18 protein-coding genes and 1 pseudogene are annotated in these 21,830 nt (G+C 63.6%); 11 read left to right on the forward strand and 8 right to left on the reverse strand.

The genetic code is table 11. From position 1 onward, the window contains the following. The 10 genes from EN780_RS08015 to EN780_RS08070 all read left to right on the forward strand — a co-directional run. The coding region (locus EN780_RS08015) for an NADP-dependent phosphogluconate dehydrogenase (RefSeq protein ID WP_128273057.1) at positions 1–690 on the forward strand (690 nt) is incomplete at its 5' end. An 18-nt stretch (positions 691–708) separates the two neighbouring features. Beyond that, positions 709–2,085, forward strand: coding sequence for a glucose-6-phosphate dehydrogenase (gene zwf, locus EN780_RS08020; RefSeq protein WP_128273059.1), 1,377 nt, complete (start codon positions 709–711; stop codon positions 2,083–2,085). 17 nt (positions 2,086–2,102) lie between these two features. Continuing rightward, a complete protein-coding gene (locus tag EN780_RS08025) occupies positions 2,103–2,807 on the forward strand; it encodes an ROK family protein (protein WP_127283073.1) in 705 nt (234 codons plus the stop codon). 116 nt (positions 2,808–2,923) lie between these two features. Then, entirely contained in the window at positions 2,924–3,379 is a 456-nt protein-coding gene (locus EN780_RS08030; RefSeq protein WP_127283072.1) for a MucR family transcriptional regulator, read from the forward strand. A gap of 119 nt (positions 3,380–3,498) precedes the next feature. Beyond that, positions 3,499–4,599, forward strand: a complete 1,101-nt coding sequence (locus EN780_RS08035; RefSeq protein ID WP_128273061.1) for an aminotransferase class I/II-fold pyridoxal phosphate-dependent enzyme — start codon at positions 3,499–3,501, stop codon at positions 4,597–4,599. A 159-nt stretch (positions 4,600–4,758) separates the two neighbouring features. Then, positions 4,759–5,997 carry an MFS transporter gene (locus EN780_RS08040; protein WP_127283070.1) on the forward strand — a complete coding sequence of 413 codons (1,239 nt, stop codon included), beginning with the start codon at positions 4,759–4,761 and terminating at the stop codon, positions 5,995–5,997. Between the two features lie 310 nt (positions 5,998–6,307). Next, entirely contained in the window at positions 6,308–10,957 is a 4,650-nt protein-coding gene (locus tag EN780_RS40530) for a GAF domain-containing protein (RefSeq protein WP_245499910.1), read from the forward strand. Further along, positions 10,954–11,343, forward strand: a complete 390-nt coding sequence (locus EN780_RS08060) for a response regulator (RefSeq protein ID WP_128273063.1) — start codon at positions 10,954–10,956, stop codon at positions 11,341–11,343. The genes EN780_RS40530 and EN780_RS08060 overlap by 4 nt, the downstream gene beginning before the upstream one ends. Continuing rightward, positions 11,340–12,593, forward strand: coding sequence for an adenylate/guanylate cyclase domain-containing protein (locus EN780_RS08065; RefSeq protein WP_128273065.1), 1,254 nt, complete (start codon positions 11,340–11,342; stop codon positions 12,591–12,593). Before EN780_RS08060 ends, EN780_RS08065 begins: the two co-directional genes overlap by 4 nt. Before the next feature lie 262 nt (positions 12,594–12,855). Next, the gene (locus tag EN780_RS08070; RefSeq protein ID WP_245499911.1) at positions 12,856–13,614 is read left to right on the forward strand and encodes a DUF4239 domain-containing protein; all 759 of its coding nucleotides are present in this window, start codon (positions 12,856–12,858) and stop codon (positions 13,612–13,614) included. Positions 13,615–13,691: 77 nt separating this feature from the next. On the opposite strand, the gene EN780_RS08075 is transcribed toward EN780_RS08070, so the two are convergent. The 5 genes from EN780_RS08075 to EN780_RS08095 all read right to left on the reverse strand — a co-directional run bounded on the left by EN780_RS08075 (position 13,692) and on the right by EN780_RS08095 (position 18,713). Next, complete coding sequence (locus tag EN780_RS08075) at positions 13,692–14,204, reverse strand: OmpA family protein (protein WP_128273069.1); 513 nt, start codon at positions 14,202–14,204, stop codon at positions 13,692–13,694. A 9-nt stretch (positions 14,205–14,213) separates the two neighbouring features. After that, a complete protein-coding gene (locus EN780_RS08080) occupies positions 14,214–14,873 on the reverse strand; it encodes a L,D-transpeptidase (protein ID WP_128273071.1) in 660 nt (219 codons plus the stop codon). Between the two features lie 256 nt (positions 14,874–15,129). Beyond that, a complete protein-coding gene (locus EN780_RS08085) occupies positions 15,130–17,214 on the reverse strand; it encodes an adenylate/guanylate cyclase domain-containing protein (protein WP_128273073.1) in 2,085 nt (694 codons plus the stop codon). 204 nt (positions 17,215–17,418) lie between these two features. Beyond that, entirely contained in the window at positions 17,419–18,282 is an 864-nt protein-coding gene (locus EN780_RS08090; RefSeq protein WP_128273075.1) for a hypothetical protein, read from the reverse strand. A gap of 197 nt (positions 18,283–18,479) precedes the next feature. Next, entirely contained in the window at positions 18,480–18,713 is a 234-nt protein-coding gene (locus tag EN780_RS08095) for a hypothetical protein (protein ID WP_128273077.1), read from the reverse strand. Positions 18,714–19,176: 463 nt separating this feature from the next. Between EN780_RS08095 and EN780_RS08100 the strand changes: the two genes are divergently transcribed. After that, complete coding sequence (locus EN780_RS08100) at positions 19,177–19,848, forward strand: peroxiredoxin-like family protein (RefSeq protein WP_128273079.1); 672 nt, start codon at positions 19,177–19,179, stop codon at positions 19,846–19,848. Between the two features lie 32 nt (positions 19,849–19,880). Here EN780_RS08100 and EN780_RS08105 read toward each other — a convergent pair whose 3' ends face one another. From EN780_RS08105 to EN780_RS08115, 3 genes and pseudogenes are all read right to left on the reverse strand, one after another. Beyond that, positions 19,881–20,597, reverse strand: a complete 717-nt coding sequence (locus tag EN780_RS08105) for a glutamine amidotransferase (RefSeq protein WP_127287384.1) — start codon at positions 20,595–20,597, stop codon at positions 19,881–19,883. Positions 20,598–20,632: 35 nt separating this feature from the next. Beyond that, positions 20,633–21,109 (reverse strand): TerB family tellurite resistance protein, encoded by a 477-nt coding sequence (locus tag EN780_RS08110; RefSeq protein ID WP_127311882.1) that lies wholly within the window; start codon positions 21,107–21,109, stop codon positions 20,633–20,635. 36 nt (positions 21,110–21,145) lie between these two features. Then, positions 21,146–21,830, reverse strand: a pseudogene (locus tag EN780_RS08115) (heme biosynthesis protein HemY); the annotation flags it as partial.

The following is a 21,830-nucleotide window of genomic DNA, read 5'->3' on the forward strand; positions in this document are numbered from 1 at the left end:
GCCAAGGGCATCAACTATGTCGATGTCGGCACCAGCGGCGGCGTCTGGGGCCTGGATCGCGGCTACTGCCTGATGATCGGCGGCCCGGACGAGGCGGTTCGCCATCTCGATCCGATCTTCGCCACGCTGGCGCCCGGCGCCGACGCCGGCAGCACGCCGGCCAAGGACGCCGGCACCGCGCCCTACGGCTATCTGCATTGCGGGCCGAGTGGCGCCGGCCATTTCGTCAAGATGGTCCACAACGGCATCGAATACGGCGTCATGGCCGCCTATGCGGAAGGCATCAACATCCTGAAGTCGGCGAATGCCGGCAAGCGCGCGCGCACCGCCGACGCCGAGACCAGCCCGCTAGAGAACCCGCAATACTACCAGTTCGACATCGACCTGCCGCAGGTCGCCGAGGTCTGGCGTCACGGCAGCGTCATCGGCTCCTGGCTGCTCGATCTCACCGCCGGCGCGCTGAAGAACGACCCGGCGCTGACGCAGTTCGGCGGTCGCGTTTCGGATTCCGGCGAAGGCCGCTGGACGCTGAAGGCGGCGATCGACACCGGCGTGCCGGCGCCGGTGCTGTCCTCGGCGCTGTTCGACCGCTTCTCCTCGCAAGGCGAATCCGAATTCGCCGACAAGCTGCTCTCCGCCATGCGCTACGCCTTCGGCGGCCATGTCGAGAAGCCGAAGACCGGCGCCTGAGTGCGGGGGAAGACATTGATGAGCCAGGAACGGTCCGACACGCTGGTGCTCTTCGGAGCGACCGGCGACCTCGCCCACAAGAAGATATTCCCGGCACTTTACCAGATGGTCGCCAAGGCGACGCTGACCGAGCCGGTGATCGGCGTCGCCTTCGACCCCTGGGACATCGGCAAATTGCAGGCGCGCGCCCGCGACGGCATCGCCACCGCGCTGGGCAGCGTCGACGAGACGGTGTTCGCCAAGCTGGCCTCGCAACTGCGCTATGTCAGCGGCGACTACCGCGACGGCGCGACCTTCGAGAAACTGAAGACAGCACTCGGCTCCGCCCAGCACCCGCTGCACTACATGGCGGTGCCGCCGACCATGTTCGAGACCGTCGTCCAGGGGCTGGAGCAGTCCGGCACCGCGCGCGGCGCGCGGCTGATGGTGGAAAAGCCCTTCGGCCACGATTTGCAGTCGGCGCGCTGGCTGAACCGGGTGCTGCACCTGGTGTTCGACGAGCAGTCGATCTTCCGCATCGACCACTATCTCGGCAAGGAAGCGATCCAGAACCTGCTCTATTTCCGCTTCGCCAATGCCTTCCTCGAGCCGATCTGGAACCGCAATTTCGTCGAGAGCGTGCAGATCACCATGGCCGAGGATTTCGGCATCGACGGTCGCGGCAAATTCTATGACGATGTCGGCTGCATCCGCGATGTCATCGAGAACCACCTGCTCAACATATTGTTGCTGCTCGCCATGGAGCCGCCGGTCGGCCGCTCGGCCGACGACCTGATCGACGAGAAGGTGCAGGTGCTCCGCGCCATCCGCACGCTGACCAAGGAAGATGTCGTGCGCGGCCAGTTCGACGGCTATCTGGCGGAGCCGGGTGTCAAGCCCAACTCCCCGGTGGAGACCTTCGCCGCGGTCCGCTTCTTCGTCGACACCTGGCGCTGGCAGGACGTGCCCTTCTTCATCCGCGCCGGCAAGAATATGCCGGTGCATGCCACCGAGGTGATCGTGCGGCTGAAGCGGCCGCCGCTCGATGTCTTCGACCCGATCAAACCGGACGACGCCAACTATGTCCGCTTCCGCATCGACCCGCAGGTGGCGATCTCGATCGGCGCCCAGCGCAAGGTGGCCGGCGACGACATGGTCGGCGAGCAGGTGGAACTGACGGCGCTCGACGACTCGAAGGGCGACATGCCGCCCTATGAGCGGCTGATCGGCGACGCCATGAACGGCAACGGCCAGCTGTTCACCCGCCAGGATGCGGCCGAGCTTGCCTGGCGCATTGTCGGCCCGGTGCTTGGCGACACGACGGCGCCGCACGTCTACGCGCCGAAGAGCTGGGGACCGGCCGATGCCATGAACGGCTTCGGCCCGCCGAACGGTTGGATCAACCCATCGAAATAAGCGCGGGAGGCAACGACATGGCCAAGGCGGCAAAGCCGGCGGCGGCGGACGCGGAACCGATCGTGCTGACGATCGACATCGGCGGCTCGCACGTCAAGATCCTGACCAGCGCCGGCGGCGAGATGCGCCGCGCCGAGTCCGGCCCCGGCCTGACGCCGCAGCAGATGATCGCCTCGGTGAAGACGCTGGCCGAGGGCCTCTCCTATGACGTGATCTCGATGGGCTACCCCGGCCCGGTCGCCCACAACCGGCCTTTCGCCGACCCCGCCAATCTCGGCAAGGGTTGGGCGGGCCACGACTTCGCCGCCGCCTTCGGCAAGCCGGTGAAGGTGATCAACGACGCGCTGATGCAGGCCATCGGCAGCTATGAGGGCGGGCGCATGCTGTTCCTCGGCCTCGGCACCGGCCTCGGCGCCGCTATGATCGTCGACAATGTCGCCCAGCCGATGGAACTCGCCCACCTTCCCTACAAGAAGGGCGGCAGCTTCGAGGACTATGTCGGCGAGCGCGGGCTGGAGAAGCGCGGCAAGAGGAAATGGCGCAAATCCGTGTTCGACGTCGTCGACAGGCTTCGCGCCGCCCTGCAGCCCGACTACGTCGTCATCGGCGGCGGCAACGTCGACAAGCTTGATCAAATGCCCGCCGATTCCAGGCGCGGCGACAATACGCGTGCTTTCGAAGGCGGTTTTCGACTGTGGCGCGACAAGGCGCTGATCGTCTGATAGTATTACATCTCAGTATAGTTATTCAAAATAACGTGTTTCGCGGCGCGAACTCATTGCGTTGAGCAGATTTGCCGACTAGGAGTCGCGCCACCCCCTACCGACGGAGAAATAAATTGGCCGACGACAGCAATGACGCTCGCAAGGAAATCGACCTGCTCGAGCTTACCGCCCACATCGTTTCCGCCTACGTCGAGAAGAACCGTCTGCCTGCCTCCGGCCTCAGCGAGCTCATCGCCAGCGTCAGCGCCTCGATCAGCAGCCTCGGCCAGCCGCCCGAACCGGTCGCCGCGCCGCTCGTCCCCGCGGTCAATCCCAGGCGTTCGGTGACGCCGGACTACATCATCTGCCTCGAGGACGGCAAGAAGTTCAAATCGCTGAAGCGCCATCTTGGCGTCCATTTCGGGCTGACGCCGGAAGCCTACCGCACCAAGTGGGGCCTGCCGGCCGACTACCCGATGGTCGCCCCCAACTATGCCGCCTCGCGTTCCGAGCTGGCGAAGTCGATCGGCCTTGGCCGCAAGGCCGCCGAGCCGGTCAAGACCAGGGGCAGGAAAAAGGTTTCGGCCTGAGCTACCCACGGCGCTGAGCCAATAGTTTCAACGACTGGAACAGAAGCCTGCCGGCGAATCCGCCTTGGCAGGCTTCATGCTTTTGGGCTTGGATAACCCCGACAGTGTCGGGGGCAGCCATGAACTACGCACGGATGGTGATCGAGAAGGAGGCGCCGGAGGAATACGGCTACGACCGCATCCGCTTCAATCTCTCCGAAAGCTCGATCGCCGACCAGAAGCTCTCCGACATGGGTCTGTCGCTGCCGGATCTGACGCTGTTCTACGGCGAACATCGCGGCGACCGGGAATTGCGCGCCCTGGTCGCGGCACAGGACGACGGGCTTTCGCCGGATGACGTGCTGGTCACCGCGGGTGCCGCCGGCGCGCTGTTCATCATCTCGACCGCGCTGCTGTCCGAGCGCGACCACCTCGTCGTCGTCAGGCCCAACTACGCCACCAACATCGAGACGCCCCGGGCGATCGGCTGCGCCATCTCCTATGTCGACCTCGACTTCGACGACGACTTCGCCGTCGATGTCGATCGTCTCGCCGCGGCGATGCGGCCTAACACCCGCCTGATCAGCGTCACCTGCCCGCACAATCCGACAGGCACGATGATGGGCCGGGCCGATCTCGACGCGCTGGTGGCGCTGGCCGAAAGCCGGCAATGCCATTTGCTGGTCGACGAGACCTATCGCGACCTTTCCTACGGGCGGCGCCTGCCGGCGGCGGCATCGCTGAGCCGCTCGGCGATCAGCGTCTCGTCGCTGTCAAAGGCTTTCGGCATTCCCGGCGTCCGCATCGGCTGGCTGGTCACGCGCGACACCGCGCTCCAGGAAAGGTTCCTCGCCGCCAAGGAGCAGATCGGCATCTGCGGCAGCGTCATCGACGAAGCCATCGCGCGCGGCATGCTCCAGCGGCGCGACGCCTTTTTGGCGACACTGCTGCCCGACATGGCCAAGCGCCGCGACATCGTCCAGGCCTGGATAGACCGCGAGCCGCTGGTCGGCTGGGTGCGGCCGGAAGGCGGCGGCGTCGGCTTCCCTCGCCTGAATGTCGGCGCCGATTTCGACCTCGACCGCTTCTACGCAAGGCTGCTGGAAGACCATGGCACCTATGTTGGCCCCGGCCATTGGTTCGAGATGCCTAAGCGCTTCTTCCGTATCGGCTTCGGCTGGCCGAAGGAGGCCGAATTGCGCGGCGGGCTGGAGGCCATCTCCGCCGCGCTAAGGGACTGACTTTCCGTCCCGCGTTGCCGCCAGCCGGAATTTTCTTGATCCAGCGCCGATTCTGCCACACATCCCGCCGCGATCTTTGCTAGAAGGTCATCTGGCCGGACCAGCGCCCATCGTGGAAGTTGCCCCGCCGGCCTTTTTCGCAACGGGGCCTTTCTCTCCATGACTGCCGAACAGACATCGCCGGACCAGCGCTATGCCGCCTTCCGGCACAGGCCCTTCCTCAGCTACTGGGCGGCGCGCTTCCTCACCACCTTCGCCACCATGATCGTCTCCGTCGCCGTCGGCTGGCAGGTCTACGATCTGACCCGCGATCCCTTCGACCTCGGCATCGTCGGCATCGTCCAGTTCCTGCCGTCGCTGCTCCTGGTGTTGGTCACCGGCGTCGTCGCCGACCGCTTCGGCCGCCGCCTGATCATGACCTTGTCGTCGCTGATCGAAGCGGGCTGTGCGGTTGCGCTCTTGCTGCTTACGTTGCGCGGCCTCGCCGGCCCGCTGCCGATCTTTGTGGTGCTTGCGATGTTCGGCATAGCGCGCGCCTTCTATGGACCGGCCTCATCCTCGCTGTTCGCCAATCTGGTGCCGCCGGAGGACTTCGCCAATGCGATCGCCTGGAATTCGTCGGCCTGGCAGACGGCAACCATTGTCGGGCCCGTCGCCGGCGGCCTGCTCTACGGGCTTTCGGCGGAGACGGCCTACATCACCGCCGCCGTCCTGATGCTGGTTGCGGCGCTGCTCGTTTTCACCATTCCGAAGCCCGCCCAGCAGACCGCCACCGACAAGCCGACGATGGAAACGCTGTTTGCCGGCTTCCGCTACATCTGGAGCGAGAAGATCGTGCTCGGCGCCATCTCGCTCGATCTGTTTGCCGTGCTCCTGTCGGGCGCCTCGGCGCTGCTGCCGGTCTATGCGCGCGACATCCTCGAGCTTGGACCCTGGGGCCTCGGCCTGCTGCGCTCGGCACCCGGCATCGGCGCCATCTGCGTCGCAGTCTGGCTGGCCGGCCACCCGATCCGCGACCATGCCGGCAAGATCATGCTGGGCTTCGTCGGTCTGTTCGGCGCTGTCACGGTTCTGTTCGGCGTTTCAACCATCACCTGGCTGTCGATCCTGGCCCTTGCCCTGCTCGGCGCCACCGACATGTTCAGCGTCTATATCCGCGAGACGCTGATCCAGCTGTGGACGCCTGACGAGGTGCGCGGGCGCGTCAATGCGGTGAACCAGGTCTTCGTCGGCGCCTCCAACGAGGTCGGCGAATTCCGCGCCGGCACCATGGCGGCGCTGATCGGCACCGTGCCGGCGGTGGTGATCGGCGGCATCGGCGCCGTCGCGGTCGCAGGCCTGTGGGCCTGGCTGTTCCCGGCACTGCGGCGGGTACGGCACCTCAACGGCCGGAATTGATTGGCGCCGTATCCAAGCCGCTGGATCCGACGCTCGGGCCAATCAAGCTTGCGCCGATAATGGCTGAGATGGGGCCGGAAGCTGACCGACTGGTTTTAGGTCAAGGTGCGAAGAAGCGGGCACTCGACCTACGATCCCATCTCGGACGTATTCCCTGTCAGCAATACGCTCAGGTGCATCACCAAAGCGGCCGCGTTGCGTCACAAACGGACGTTGCAGGTCACCAAACTTGACGCTAGGCTGGCCAAAGCCGACACTGAGCAGAGAAAGACAGGAGCACTCAGTGGGAGGGTCCGACTCCGACTCTGAGATGGCTATCAGCTCGCTCCGAACCGAGTTGACAGCGGCGCGCGAAGAAAATCAGGTGCGCACTGCGGAGGTCGCCAATCTCCTTGAACAGCAGTCTGCGACGAGTGCGATCCTCAGGGTGATCGCTGCATCGCCGACCGACATCCAACCGGTCCTGAATGCGGTCGCGGAAAACGCCGCACAACTCTGCGACGCCTATGACGCGGCGATCTTTCTGCGGCAAGGGGAATCGCTGGCCATTGGCGCACACCACGGGCCGATCCCCATCGACTTCGCCACTTTTCCGATCACGCGGGAGTGGGTCACCGGCCGCGCGGTGATCGATCGCAGGCCGATCCACGTGCATGATCTGCTCGCGCTGGAGGGCGAATTCCCTGCAGGCCGATCGATGGCGCTGCGGCTTGGTCACCGGACAATTCTCGCCACCCCTTTGCTGCGTGAGGACGAGGCCATTGGAGCGCTCGTCATTCGCCGAACGGAGGTCAGACCGTTCAGCGAAAAACAAGTCGAGCTACTCAAAACTTTCGCCGATCAGGCCGTCATCGCCATCGAAAATGTCCGCCTCTTCGAGGAGGTGCAGGCGCGCCCGCGCGATCTCGGCGAGGCGCTGGAGCAGCAGACCGCGACCGCCGATGTGCTCAAGGCAATCAGCCGGTCGGCCTTCGATCTTCAACCGGTACTGCAGACGCTGGTCGACTCGGCAATACGCCTGGCTGGGGCGGACATGGGCGCAATCACATTGCGCGTTGGCGATACGCTGCGGTTCATGGCAGGCGGCGGACAGGCTGCCGAGCTGCATGCCTACGAACGAGCCAACCCACATGTCGTGGGACGAGGGACGTTCCAGGGCCGCGCCGCGCTGGAGGGATTGACGATCCACGTGGCGGACGCGCTCGAAGACCCAGAATACGAAAGACCGGAAGCGGCAATCATGGGGAGTTTCCGCGGAGTACTTGCTGTTCCGCTGAAGCGGGGTCAGGAGACCATCGGCGTATTCGGCATGGGGCGTCGGACGATCGGGCTATTTTCACCACGTCAAGTCGAACTGGTCGAGAGCTTCGCCGACCAGGCGGTGATCGCCATCGAGAATGCTCGTCTGATCGAGAAAGTCGAGGGGCACAATCGTGAACTGGCCGAGGCGCTGGATCAGCAGACGGCGACGGCCCAAGTGTTGAAGACGATCAGCAGTTCGGTGTTCGATCTCGATTCCGTGCTGCACACGCTTGTGAAGTCCGCGTCCGACCTCTGTCATTCCGGGATGGGCTACATCTATCTGCGCCAGGGCGACGTGTTGCAGCCGACGGTACAGATCGGATGGAGCCAAGAATTCCAAGACCACATGAACAACCTCCCGGTCACGCCGGGCCGGGGCAGCATCGCCGCCCGTGTTGCCCAGAGCGGGTCCGTAGAGCAGATTGCCGACGTTCTCGACGATCCGGAGTATACCAACATCGAAGGCCAACGGCTCGGCGGCTTCCGCACCCTGCTGGGCGTTCCGCTGATGCGTGACGGCGCCGTGACCGGCGTCTTCGTCCTCGCCCGCTCGTCGGTCTCGACGTTCAGTACGCGCGAAATCGAACTGGTGCAGACATTTTCGGATCAGGCGGTCATCGCGATCGAGAACGTGCGGCTGTTCGAAGAGGTCGAGTCCCGCAACCGCGACCTAGCCGAGTCGCTGGAACAGCAGATGGCCACCGGCGCGATTTTGCAAGTGATCGCCGGGTCCCCTACGGACATTCAGCCTGTGCTGGACGCCGTCGCTGAAAGTGCCGCTCGGCTCTGCGACGCCTATGACGCAACGATCTATCTGCTGCGCTCCGGCAGGCTGGCAGTGGGAGCGCATCACGGACCAATTCCGATTGACGGTGCTGGCTTGCCGGTCGCGCGCGACGTCGTTACCGGCCGCGCCGTATTGGATCGGGTTCCGGTCCACGTTCCCGACCTGACCATCGCTGGAGAGGAGTTTGCAACTGCCCGAATGATGGCTCAACGTCTTGGTTTCCGCGCGATTCTCGCCACTCCGCTGTTGCAGGAAGGAAAAGCAATCGGAGCGCTTATGATCCGGCGCATCGAGGCGCGGCCCTTTAGCGACAACCAAATCGGCCTCCTCAAAACTTTCGCCAACCAGGCCGTCATCGCGATCGGCAATGTGCGGCTCTTCGAAGAGGTACAGGCGCGCACCGCCGAGCTTGGCGAAGCATTGCAGCAGCAGACCGCGACCGCGGATGTACTCAAGGTCATAAGCCGCTCCGCATTCAACCTGCAGAGCGTCCTGCAGACACTTATCGATTCTGCAGTGAGGCTCTGCGGTGCGAAATTGTCTGGCATCTTTATGCGGGACGGCGACGTCTTCCGCCTTGCGGCAGGCTACGAGCAAACCCCGGAATATCGCGCGTATGAAGAGGCGAATCCGAGTCCGATCAGCCGACAATCCTGGGTCGGCCGAACAGCACTCGACAAGGCAGTCGTCCATATTCCGGATGTTACCAAGGACACCGAACATGGCCTTCCCGAAGCTCCGCGACTCGGAGGTTATTCGGCTGTGCTCTGTGTACCGCTAATGCGCGAAGGATCGGTAATTGGCGTCTTCGCAATGACGCGACCTGAACCCGGGGCCTTCACCGATAGCCAGATCGAACTTGTCCAGACCTTTGCCGACCAGGCCGTAATTGCGATCGAGAACGTCCGCCTTTTCGAGGAGGTGCAGCAGCGGACACGGGAGGCCACAGAGGCGCTGGAGTACCAGACGGCGACCAGCGATGTGCTCAGCGTTATCAGCCGCTCGCCCACCGATGGGCAGCCAGTGTTTAATATGATCGCGCAAAGCGCCGCCCGTCTGTGCGAAGCACAGTTCTGCTTTGTCTACAGATTTGACGGCGAGCTTCTCCATTTCGTCGCGCACTACGGCATCACCGAAGAAAGCGTTGAGATCGTGCGCAACACCTTTCCCGTGGCACCTACTCGCGGCAGCGCTGCCGAACGGGCAATTCTATATCTTGACGTGGCGCAGATCCCGGACCTCACCCTGGATAGTGAATTCACGCATCGCGCCGCGGCGGCTTTTTCGGGCCTGCGCAGTGCTGTCGCCGTGCCGATGCTGCGTGACGGCCTGCCCATCGGTTGCATAGCAGTCGGGCGTGCTGAGACGGGCTTTCTTGCCGCTAAGCAAGTCGAACTTCTGAAGACCTTCGCCGACCAGGCCGTGATCGCCATCGAAAATGTCCGCCTGTTTGATGAGGTCAAGGCGCGGACTGCGGAGCTAAGCGAGTCGCTGCAGCAGCAGACGGCAACGGCGGATGTTCTGAAGGCGATCAGCCGTTCCACATTCGACCTGCAGCCGGTTCTCGACACGCTGGCAGAATCAGCGGCCAAGCTGTGCGACGCGGACACGAGCGTCATCTTCAAGCGCGACGGCGATCTCTACCGATGGTCGGCCAACTTCGGCAATTTGCCTGAAGCCGCGGCTTTCGCCAAAGCCAATCCCTTCGCCCCCGGTCGCGACAGCGTCACCGGAAGGGTGGCCCTCGAAGCCCGCGCCGTCCACGTTTCGGACGTGCTCGCCGACCCGGACTACGGGGCAACGCAGCTTCAGAAGCTCGGCGGCTACCGAACCATTCTATGCGTTCCGATCTTGCGCGAAGGCGCGCCGGTCGGAGTGTTCGCCCTGACGCGGTCACAGGTGCGGGACTTCACGCCGAGGCAGATCGAGCTTGTCGAGACGTTTGCCGACCAGTCCGGCATAGCGATCGAGAACGTACGGCTGTTCGACGAGGTGCAGGCGCGTACCCGCGAATTGTCACGCTCGCTCGAAGATCTGAGGACCGCGCAGGACCGCCTCGTGCAAACGGAGAAGCTCGCCTCACTCGGCCAGTTGACCGCCGGTATCGCCCACGAGATCAAGAACCCGCTCAACTTCGTCAACAACTTCTCAGCGCTCTCCAGCGAGCTCATCGATGATTTGAGCAGTGTGCTGGCCGGAGCGCCTTTGGAGGCATCCGTGCGCGAAGAGGTCGCCGAGCTGACAGCCATGCTCAAGAGCAATCTCGACAAGGTGGGCCAGCACGGCAAGCGGGCCGATTCCATCGTCAGGAACATGCTCCTGCATTCGCGCGCGGGTTCAGGAGAGCATCGTCCGATCGACATCAATGCCGTCGTGGAGGAGAGCCTGAACCTTGCCTATCACGGGGCGCGCGCCGAGAAGCCGGGATTCAACGTCACGCTGAGGCGGAATTTCGACCCGCAGGCGGGGGATGTCGATCTCTACCCGCAGGAGATCACGCGGGTGCTTCTCAACCTCATCTCCAACGGCTTTTATGCAACGGCCAAGCGCAGCGCCGCGGCGAAACGCACGGGCTATGAGCCGACGCTCTGCGCCGCCACCAGGAGTCTCGGCGACCGTGTCGAAATCAGGATCCGCGACAACGGCACTGGCATTCCGCCGGAGGTGAAGGAGAAGATGTTCAATCCATTCTTCACGACCAAGCCAGCCGGCGAGGGCACCGGGCTCGGCCTGTCGCTCAGCCACGACATCGTCGTCAAACAGCATGCCGGCACGATCGACGTCGACAGCCAGCCAGGCGAGTTCACCGAGTTCCGGATTGTGCTGCCGCGCGCTGCGGCCTCGCTCGCAAAATCGGGAGGTGAAGTATGAGCCTCCTCATCCTGGTCATTGACGACGAGCCCGACGTCGAGCCGCTGTTTCGCCAGCAGTTCCGCCGCGACATCCGAGCCAGCCGCTTCACCATGGAGTTCGCGCAATCGGCGGTCGATGCGTTGGAGCAGATCGACCACGCCAAAGGGGTGACACTGATCCTGGTGCTGTCCGACATCAACATGCCCGGCATGAGCGGGCTCGAGCTGCTGCCCAAGATCAAAGTGCTGCGGCCCGACGTCCCGGTCATCATGATCACCGCCTATGGCGACGCCGAAACCAAGCGCAAGGCGCTGGAGGACGGCGCCGAAGCGCTGATGACCAAGCCGATCGACTTTGCGGCGCTCAGGCAACAGATCGAAACGCGGCTGGGAATGGTGGCGTGACGGCGCGCATCCTCGTGGTCGACGACGAGCCCGACCTTGAAGTCTTGATCGTCCAGAAGTTCCGGCGTCAGATCCGCGACGGCGCGGTCATTTTCCTGTTTGCCAGCGATGGTGTGGACGCCCTGTCCGTCATCGACGGCAACAGCGACATCGACATGGTGCTGTGCGACATCAACATGCCCCGTATGGACGGCCTTTCGCTGCTGGAGAAGCTGCAGCAGGCCGAGGGGCAGCAGCTTTCGACGGTCATCGTCTCCGCTTACGGTGATATGGCCAACATCCGCACTGCGATGAACCGCGGCGCCTTCGACTTCATCACTAAGCCGATCGACTTTGCCGACCTGGAGACCACGATCGCCAAGACCTTGAAGCATCGCGAGGTGCTGCACGAGGCGCATAGGCGGCAAGCGCTCGCGGAGCGCGCGCATGCATCGCTGTCGCGCTACTTCTCGCCCAATCTGGCCGAGCGGCTGGCTGGCGACGCCGACGGGTCGGCGCTAGCCGGGCAGTGGCGCGAGGTCGCCTCGCTGTTCACCGACATTACCAGCTTCACCACGCTGGTGGAAACGATCGACCCTGCCACGCTAGGCGCGCTCCTCAACGACTATTTGGCCAGCATGACCAACGTCGTGTTCGCGCATGAAGGCACCGTCGCCAAGATCGTCGGCGATGCGCTGCATGTGCTGTTCGGCGCGCCTGGCGAGCAGCAGGACCATGCGGCGCGCGCGGTTGCCTGCGCGCTCGAACTCGACGCGCTGTCGCAATCGTTCCGCGATAGCTGGCGCGACAAGGGCGTCGCGGTCGGTACGACCCGCATCGGTGTCCATGCAGGTCCGGCGCTGGTCGGAAATTTCGGCGGAGGCCGCTTCTTCGACTACACGGCCTATGGCGACACCATCAATATAGCGGCTCGGCTGGAAAGCGCCAACAAGCAGCTGGGCACGCGCATCTGCGTCAGCGCGAGCGCCGCTGCAAGGGTCGACGGCTTCCGCGGACGGCCGGTCGGCGATCTAATGCTGCGCGGCAGGGCCGAGGCGCTGCGCGCGTTCGAGCCTTTGTCGTCAAAGCAGTATGATGATCCTTCGACAGCCAGCTATCTTGAAGCCTTCGGCAGATTGGAGGCCGGCGATGCAAACGCGCTTACGGCTTTCGCCGCGCAGATCGGCAAATGTCCGGACGACCAGCTCGCCAGCTTCCATCTCAAGCGGCTGCTCAACGGCGCCAAGGGAACGCGGATCAGCCTCGACTGATCTTTGCGTCAGTCGCGACCACGACCGTCAAGCCTCGTTGCCGGCAATGTCTGCTTTCACGAGTTGGCAAAGGTGCCCCTCAACGGCCGACAAGAGGCGCAAAGCTGACACTCGATGCCATGCGTAGAGATTGTCGACACTAAGGAACACAGTGGCATTGCCACGAGCGGAATGACGGCCTTACAAACGCCTGACGACGAATTCTCAGGATCGGGCAGGGGCTACTATGAGTGGCTGGTTGCATACTCTTCCACTCGCTTGGATGGCTGTCGTCGTGTTCGGGGCCACCTATATCGTCGCGCTCATCTTGCACCAAGTCATCGCCGCTCTGTCTGCGGGCTCCACGGCGCGGTCATTCAAGGCGCTTTCGCCTGGCATGTTGCCACCGCTCGGGATCATCTTTGGCCTATTTGTGGCGTTCACCGCGGCTCAGGTCTGGAGCGACAACGATCGCGCCAATGCGGCAGTCAATCGTGAGGCCAGCGCGTTGCGGTCGGTCGTGGTTCTGGCGAGCAGCTTTCCAGGGGAGCCCGAGGCGCGCCTGCAGGCGCTGGTGCGCAGCTATATCGAGGAAACGACGAGCCAGGAGTGGCCGCTGATGGCCGAGAGCGCGGCGACCCTCACCATAATCCCGCCGGCGCTTCACGAGGCGCTGCGGACGACGCTGGCTTTGGCGCCAGGCAATCCCGGCCAGGAGATCGCGCAGCGCGAGATGACGAGGGCGCTTGAAGACGCCTTCGAGGCGCGTCGCCAACGGGTTCTCGTCAGCTCGGCACAGGTCAACCCCACGAAGTGGGCCTGCCTGATCCTGCAAGCCTTCTGTGCGCTTCTCGCGATCGCGGTCGTCCATAGTGACAACCGAATGGCATCGGCGATCGCTCTTGGAAGTTTTGCGACCGGTGTGGCGGCATCCGTTCTGTTAATTCTCGCCCACGACCGGCCCTTCACGGGAGAGATCGCAGTATCCCCGCAACCGTTGCTGCAGGTTATGCCGGAGGCCAAGGCGGGCGCTGGCGGATGATGCAGGCCGGAGTGGAGAGACGGGTAAATTCCGTCGCGCTGTGAGACTCTGACTTGGTGACAAGCAAGACAGCAGCCCTACGAGTCGTCCCTCTCATCGCGCAGATTGGACACAACGCGGCGGTTCTGCGACCTGCAGGCGGTGTCGGGACAGTCGCGGACCAGCCTGTCCTTGCCGTAGCCCTTCGCCCACATGCGGTTGCGGTCTATACCGCCGGCGGCGAGGTAGTTCATCACGGCATCGGCGCGCTGCTGCGACAGCGCCGTTTCGCTTGCGCCGGGATCGTCGGCGAAACCCTGCAGCTTGAGCAGCCAGCGCGGATACTTTGCCAACCAGGCGATCTGGGTGTCGAGGGTGGTCTTGGCGACCGAATCGAGCTCCGCCGAACCTTTCGTGAAAAAGGTGCGGCGGCCGACATTGAGGATAAAATCCTCCTCGCTGCCCGGCTGCACGTTTTGGAAGCCGGCAATCTCGGCGTTGGTGACATCGGGCGTGGCCGGGGCCAGCGTGTTGCTGGTCGAGCAGGATGCGGCCACCACCAGCAGGCCGGCGGCGAGCAGCCGACGCGTGTTTTCAATCATGCGGTTCATGGTGCGCCATCATTCGACAGTGGTGGAAGCGGGCGCCTGGTCGGCGATGTGCGGCAGGACCTCCACCGCGGTGCCGATCGGGCACCGCTGGTATAGGTCTATGATGTCTTCCGGGAACATGCGGATGCAGCCGCTGGAAGCGTCGGTGCCGATGCTCCATGGTTCCAGCGTGCCATGCAGGCGGTACCCTATGTCGGCGCCGTCGCGGTACAGATAGAGCGCGCGCGGCCCGAGCGGATTGTTGGGCGCGCCGCCTGCGATCATGGGCGGTAGCTCCGGCCTGCGCTTAAGCATTTCGGGGGGCGGGACCCATTGCGGCCAGAGCGCGCGGCGGTCGATCGTCGCGCGGCCGTACCACTTGAAGCCCTCCTTGCCGACGCCGACGCCGTAGCGGATGGCGGTCTTGTTTTCCATGATGAGGTAGAGAAAGTGGTGGCGGGTATCGACCACGACGGTGCCGACCGACTCGCTGCTGAAATACTTGACGATCTGGCGATGCCATCGCTTGTCGATCTTGGCGAAGTTGGTCTTGCGATAGACAAAATTGTTGTCGGTGGCGGTACCGGCGAAAAAGGATTTTGCCGCCGCGGCTCCAACAGTATTGCCGGTTGCACCGACCACGACCAGTGCCAGGCCGCCGGTCACGACACCCCTGCGTGATAAAACCATCGGCAATCCCCCATGCCTTTAGGCTGGCAAACCATAGTTGAGAACTATTTCGCCTCAAAGTGGAAAATGCCGCAGTTAGCCGGAAGCCGTCCGTCCGCTTTGGGGGGTGAGCGCGACAAGCTATTTCGACTTCGGACCTCATCCCGGTCGTCGGCAACATTTCCGCCGCGTCCCCAAAGCAGTCACTTTGCCATTTGTGGCCTTGATCTTGGATCGCTCATTGAACGCATCAACACCATCGGAGCTGCCCCCGCGACTAGAACCTCAACACCCAGGCTTCCACTTTTCCCTTGCCTTTGACCTCGATGGCGCCCCGCGGCTCGAAGACGAATTGGTGCTTGAGCTGTTCGTAGACGGGGCGCGTTACCTGAACAGAATCGGGAACTCCGCCAGACTCCATGCGGCTCGCCAGGTTCACTGTGTCACCCCATAAATCATAGATGTACTTACTCTTCCCAATGACTCCGGCGACCACTGGCCCGCTGTTGACGCCAACCCTGAGCTTCATCGAGACGTTGTGTTCCATCGCGTGCTCACGGGTAATGTGGACCATGCGGATGGCCATGCGGACCATGCGCTCGGCGTGGTTGGCCATCGGCACGGGCAGGCCGCACACCGCCATATAGGAGTCGCCCACCGTCTTGATCTTCTCGATGCCAAGATCGTTGGCGGCAACGTCGAAGCGCGTGAAGAGTCCGTTGAGAAACATCACGACATCGTGCGGCGGCATTTCCGATGTCAGTGCCGTGAACCCGACCAGGTCTGCGAAGGCGACCGTGACCTCGGCGAAGCCGTCGGCGATCCTCTCCTCGCCAGCGCGCAGCCGATTGGCGATCGGTGCCGGCAGGACGTTGAGCAGCAGCTGCTCATTCTCGCGGTTCTTGTTCTCGATCACGACATTCTTCTGGCGCAGATCCTCAACCATGCCATTGAAGGCCGAGCAGAGTTCGCCAATCTCGTCGCGCGTGCGGACCGGCACGCTGGTCGCATAGTCGCCGGCAGAGAAGCGTTTCACCCCAGCAGTGAGATCGCGGAGCGGTCCGAGCAGCGCGCGCGAAAGCCAGGCGGCGGTGGCCGCGACCACAAGCATCGCCAGTCCTCCGACGAGCAACAGATCCCGGCGGAGTTCGGCGATCGGTGCGAAGGCCTCGGCGCTGTCGACCTTGGCGACGAGAGCCCACTTGAGGTCGGAAATCGCGAGCGGTCCCCATGAAGCGAGCGTTGGGACGCCACGGTATCCGATGATCTCGCCCGTGCCCTCGACACCGGCGAGCGCGGCACGGGAGGCCTCGGTGTCAATGCGCTGATGCAGCACTGGTGTCCCGTAACGCTGAATGGCGGCGATCTCCTCTTCCGAGGCGCCGACGGACTTGAGGTCGGCGAAGAAGCTATCCCGGTTCTCGTAGAATGCCCGCGGGCCAGAGCGCGCCAGATAATCGGGTCCGACGAGATAGGCCCCACCCGTGTCGCCGAACCCTTCCTGCCGCCAGCGGCGGTGGCCGGTGACAACGCTGTCGATCTCATCATTCGACAGTTTCGCGACCAGCACGCCGATGACGGCGCCCTGGGCAATCACCGGTGCTGCCATGAAGGCGATCGGCGCGCCGCCTGACGGCGCATAAGAGGCGAAATCCACGAGGCAGATGGCTGACGGGTCTGCGATCTGCGAGCAGCGGGCGACGGCAGCCGCGACGTTGGCGCTGCGATACGGACCCAACTGAAGAGACGTGGTGAAATCCACCTCCTTCTCGACCGTATAGATCAGGCGACCTGATTTGGGGTCGGCAATCATGAGATCGAAAAAGCCCACCGTGGTAGCCGCAGCGCGCATCAATGGGTGATATATGGCATGCAGCCTGGAGTATTCGCTTCCGTCGCCGGCGTCGTCGAGAAGCTTGCGCCGCTCCGCGGGGTTCGGATTTTCCACAATGTAGTGATACTGCAGATCGTAGGGGGCACCATCGACCGGCAGGTAGTCCGACAGGGCTGGTTCCCTGCCCAGGGTGCGCGTCATTCCGGGGATGAAGTTCTCAGCGTACCAATCGCCGACCCTCTGCCGCAGCTCAGGCGGCGCGCCTGCCCGGTCGAGTTGCTCGACCGCGGTCCGGAACTCGCGTGTCGCATCGACCACCATCTTGGAAGTCGCAAGCAGTCGCAGTTCCGCCTGGATCGTGCGGAAGTAGTTTTCAACCTGGCGCGTCTTGGTCTGGCGAGCGGCCGTGAGTTGGTCAAAGACTGCTTTTTCGAGAGCGTCGCGGGCGCGGAAGTAACCGAGCGCCCCGCTGACCATGACCGCGATGGCGCCAAGAAGGACGAGGGTTGTAAACAGCTTTGCAGCCAATCCCCAGCCCGCGTGGCTGGATGAACCCGTTACATCTGAAGACGACACGAGATCCCCCTTCTCCCTCGCATATGCATACCAAATTTGCTGCGAGACGTGTGCGGGAATGCGTTGTCGATTTGCTCGTGGGACCGCAGGGCGCAGAAGCGTCGCGGTCGCACGGACACCGTCCCCTCGTTCTATCACTCATCGAACTTTCGGCAGTCAGGGTCGGCGGCTTGTCTCGTCGCCCCAGGTCGGGTTCTGCAAATCTCCGTGCAGGCAATAGTCGAAAGCATGGCACGCGACGGTAGCGGGCCGGGTTTCCCAGAATGAACAGGCGAGATTCGCGGTCCGCACGACGCGCTCTCGCGCTTGCTCAACGCCGATGCCGAGGATCAGGGAACCGTCCTTGCGCTCGCGTAGCCACTTCTCAATGCCATGTCCCAGATCTTGCGCGTTTTTGAAACTCAGGTTCATCGTGAGATTGGTTTCCAGGGCGGCTGTGGTCGCATCAGGCCAAAGCGGAGCAAGCGCAAGTTCCGATCTTGTCATCTCGCCTTCTCGCAGGACAGCGCAATCCGCCCCTATGGCGACGCGTTGCGCCGCCCGCCACCTGGCCATGTCATCGCGTCCGGCCGGACCGTATATGCTGAGCGTGTCGAGGAAATCCCGATAGGAGCGGTCCCGATCGAATGCGAGGTCGCGAAATTCCAGCGCCGCAATCGCTTCGACAAGCGAAACTCCCCTTCGAGCAGCTTCGGTCGCGTCCTGCCAGGCAGCAACGGCATAGTCGCTGCTTATGATATTGCGCTGGTAAAAGTCGGGAAGCGCCTCGTCGAGTTTGGCCAGCGGCGTCGCAAGGGCGTCGAAGGCCTCACGCCGCGCATCGTTGCGAACACCATCGAAAACGAATTCGCTCCAGGTGACGAAGATTGCCCGGATTGAATGCAAGCGAATGGGAAGGTCTATTTCGCGCCCCAATCCCCAGGGCCCATCGCCAATGCGTGCAATTCCAGGGAAGGCGCGCATGGCCGCTCGCAATGCGACCAGGCGCTTGCTTGCATCGTCGGAGATGCTGGCGAGCATGTCGCGAGGCGAAACATCGTCCGCAAGTCGCTCGCTCCAGAATCTGAGCCGTTCAGGTGGGTGCATTGGGTCTCGGGATCGGCTTGCCGGCAATGGGAAGCCAATCTTGCCACATAGTACCTAAGATTGCCTGGACGCAACGTCAGGACGCGAACCGCCGGGCCGGCGGCGCGCTTGAGATCACCCGCGCGCGGGCACTAGTACTCCGAAAAGCTCACGCTAACGCCGCGCTGCCGAAAATAGGCCTGCATCAACTTGCGACCGGAGCGGTTGCTCTGCGCCAATTTGGCCGGATCGAACACCGCCTGTTTTTTCCCCTCTCGTGCCAGCGCCGCCTTGAGTGTCGCGATATGTACATCGATATCGGCATTGTCCGCTCGGAGTGAGGCGTAGATGTTCTCGGTCGCCTCGGCCACGGTGAGTTCGTTCACAGCTGTCGTCCTTTGATTGATTGGCGGCGCTTAGCACAGATTCGCGGCGCCGCCGAGAGCGACGAGACTGCAGCTTTGAGCAACCGGCTTTTGCTCTATCCCCCGCCGGCGTGCCGAAGATCACCCAGCGCAGCGTCACCCGGGTCAGCTCGCCGTGGAACTGGATAGCCGGTAAGCCGTCAGCGGACCTGCAGCTCTCGGCTCCAGACATATATCGGACGGTCAATCTACGGGGCTTAGGCCGGCAACCGGGCTAAAGCGGACACCAGCGCCATCTGGTAAGCGTGGTCCTCCGTAAGAACGCCTTAGCGTCCGCCCACTCCGTGCTATAATTGGACTATCGACGCCGACCTGACTAAGGCCGACCGCCATTTCAGCATGCCCAAGGACGTATGTGCCGCACATGGGCTCAAGCCACCCGCCCGCACGTCCGTCGTGAATTGACCCGGGAGGAGGGATCAGCATGCCAGAACGTCTCAACATAGGCCCGCTGCAACTTGGCGAAACGGCGCCCAATTTCGTGCTCGACGCGATTACCCGCGAGGGCAAGATCGCCATCGACGATTTCCGAGGCGAGAAACCAGTGCTGGTCGGACTGTATAGAGGCTTGCATTGCCCCTTTTGCAGGCGCCATATCGCCATACTTTCGCAACTCACCCCAGCCCTCAATGCGAAGGGCATCGAAAGCCTGACGGTGGTAAACACACCTGTCGAGCGGGCGCGCCTTTATCTCCGCTACCATCCGATGCTAGGCCTCGCGGCATCCGATCCGGAGCGGACTTCACACCGCGCCTTCGGGTTGCCGAATATGCAGATCACCGAACACGAGAGCGCATGGCCGCAAAAGGTTTCGATGAGCGATGTGAAGTCGATACGGGTCGAATTGCCGGACGAGATGCCGGAACCGATGGACCCGTTTGCGGCGCTCGAATATCTGAACAAGAAAGACGGCTACGACATCACTGAAGCGGATCAACAGATGATGGCAACCGGCATAGGGCAGCTCGTCGGCCAGTTCCTGCTGGACCGCGATGGCGTCGTTCGCTGGGCCTCCAACGAGGTCCTCGATGGCGGCCTGTTCGGCGCCCCGAACACTCGGGAGCTGATGTCGGCAGCGTCACAAATCGGAAGCTAAGGTCAAGCTCCTCTGCTCAAAGCAATTGGTCTTTACCCCACCGCCGGCTTGCCGAAGATCAGCCCCAGGAATTCGCCCAGCCAGCGTTTCAGATGCATGTCCCAGATCAGCCGGCCGCCGAGATGGTCGCGGCCGGGCTGCGCGCCGGGCAGTTCGAAGCGGTGCGCGCCGCGCACCACCCAGCGCTGCATCATCACCCGGGTCAGTTCGCCATGGAACTGGATGCCCCAGGCATTGTCGCCATAGCGGAAGGCCTGGTTGGGATAGGTCTCGGCCGTCGCCAAGAGCGTCGCGTCCTTCGGCAGCGAAAAACCCTCGCGATGGAACTGGTAGACCATCTCCGGCCAGTGCATCAGCTTCTTGCCGGCCTCGGTCGCCTTGAGCGGATACCAGCCGATCTCGACCAGCCCCTCGCCGTGGCCCTCGACCTTGCCGCCGAGATGGTTGACCAGCATCTGCGCGCCGAGGCAGATGCCGAGCAATGGCCGGTTCTCCTTCAGCGGAATGTTGAGCCAGTTGGTCTCGCGGCGGACGAAATCGTCCTCGTCATTGGCGCTCATCGGCCCGCCGAACACCACCGCGCCGGCATGGCCGTCCAGCGTGCCCGGCAATTCATCGCCGAGTGGCGGCCGGCGGATGTCGAGATCGAAGCCTTCTTCCAGAAGCATGTGGCCGACGCGACCGGGGCTCGAACTCTCCTGATGTAGCACGATCAGGATCTTTGGTTTCGAACGCGGTCTCGGCGGCATCGGAAGGCGGAACCCCTGTCTATTCGTCGCCCAGTCTATTCGTCACTTGGGGTTCCGCGGGCACCGGGCGCCTGCGCGGCGGCCTTCTGGCGCGCCTCGACGCGGTCGCGCCGTTCGACGCCGATCAGCTCGGCGACGCGCCACACCGTGTTGTCCTCCAGCTCGTGCAATTCGCCGTCGGCGTAGACAATCTCCCACATCAGGCCGACGAACGCCTTGCGCGCCTCGGCGTCGAGATGGCGCTTCAGCACGCTGGTGAAGGCATAGAGGTCGATCGCCTCATTGTCGGCCCGCTCGCCGGCGGCGGCCAGCGCGTCGAGCTCCTCGCCGCTGATCGAATAGGTCTGCGCCAACACAGCCTTGAACCGCTCCCACTCGACATCCTGGCGCACGCCGTCGGCGCTCATCACGTGGTAGAGCAGCGCCGACGCGGCGACGCGCGGATCGTCCGCGTTGGCGCGGGCAGCACCCGCCGGCAGATCCCTCAGGAAAGACAGGACACGTTCGAACATCACTTCATTCCCATACGGCCCGGATCGATCCCGGCCTCAAAACAAACGAAACCGGCGCGGCGATTTTTCCGCCTCATCGTCCGGATCGACACCGGGATCGTCGGGCAGCCTCGCCAGTTCCTCCGCCGGCTCCACCCCTTCGGCATCGTCGGGCACGGCGGCAAAGGCGGCCGCGGTGACCGGCTTCACCTGGTCCTCGTCTGAGGCCGGGGTCGCGACCGAGCCGTCCGGCGCAACGGCCTCTATCGTCTTTTCCTTCTCCGCCGCCGGCCCCACGGTGATCGCCGGCACGACTGTCTCCGGGCCGTCCTCATGGCTGTCGATCAGGTGCCCGAGCCGCTCCATCGGCGCCCGCCATTCGAAGGCGTCGAGTTTGCCGGTGACTGGCGACACCGGCGCCCAATGCTCGGAGACGACGCCGTCGGCGACCCAGGCCGGATCGCGCGGCGCCCGGACCGCCTTGGACAGCAATTGCCTCACCTTGCCCTGGTCACCTGTCTCGGCCTCCTCGATGTCGGCCAGGAGCAGATAGGCGCCTTCGCGCCGATCCATGCGGATCGCAGCGTCCGCCTCGCGCCGGGCGGTGGCGAAATCCTGCGCGTCGAGCGCCGCGCGGGCAACCGCCATCGACGACTCGGCATGGTTCTTCTTCAGATCCTGCAGCTTCTTCGCCCGGTTCAGCCGGTCGCCGACGGCATCGCCGGGGCGGGCATGGGTATAG

The organism is Mesorhizobium sp. M4B.F.Ca.ET.089.01.1.1, assembly GCF_004022605.1.
In the GTDB taxonomy this organism is placed as follows: domain Bacteria; phylum Pseudomonadota; class Alphaproteobacteria; order Rhizobiales; family Rhizobiaceae; genus Mesorhizobium; species Mesorhizobium abyssinicae.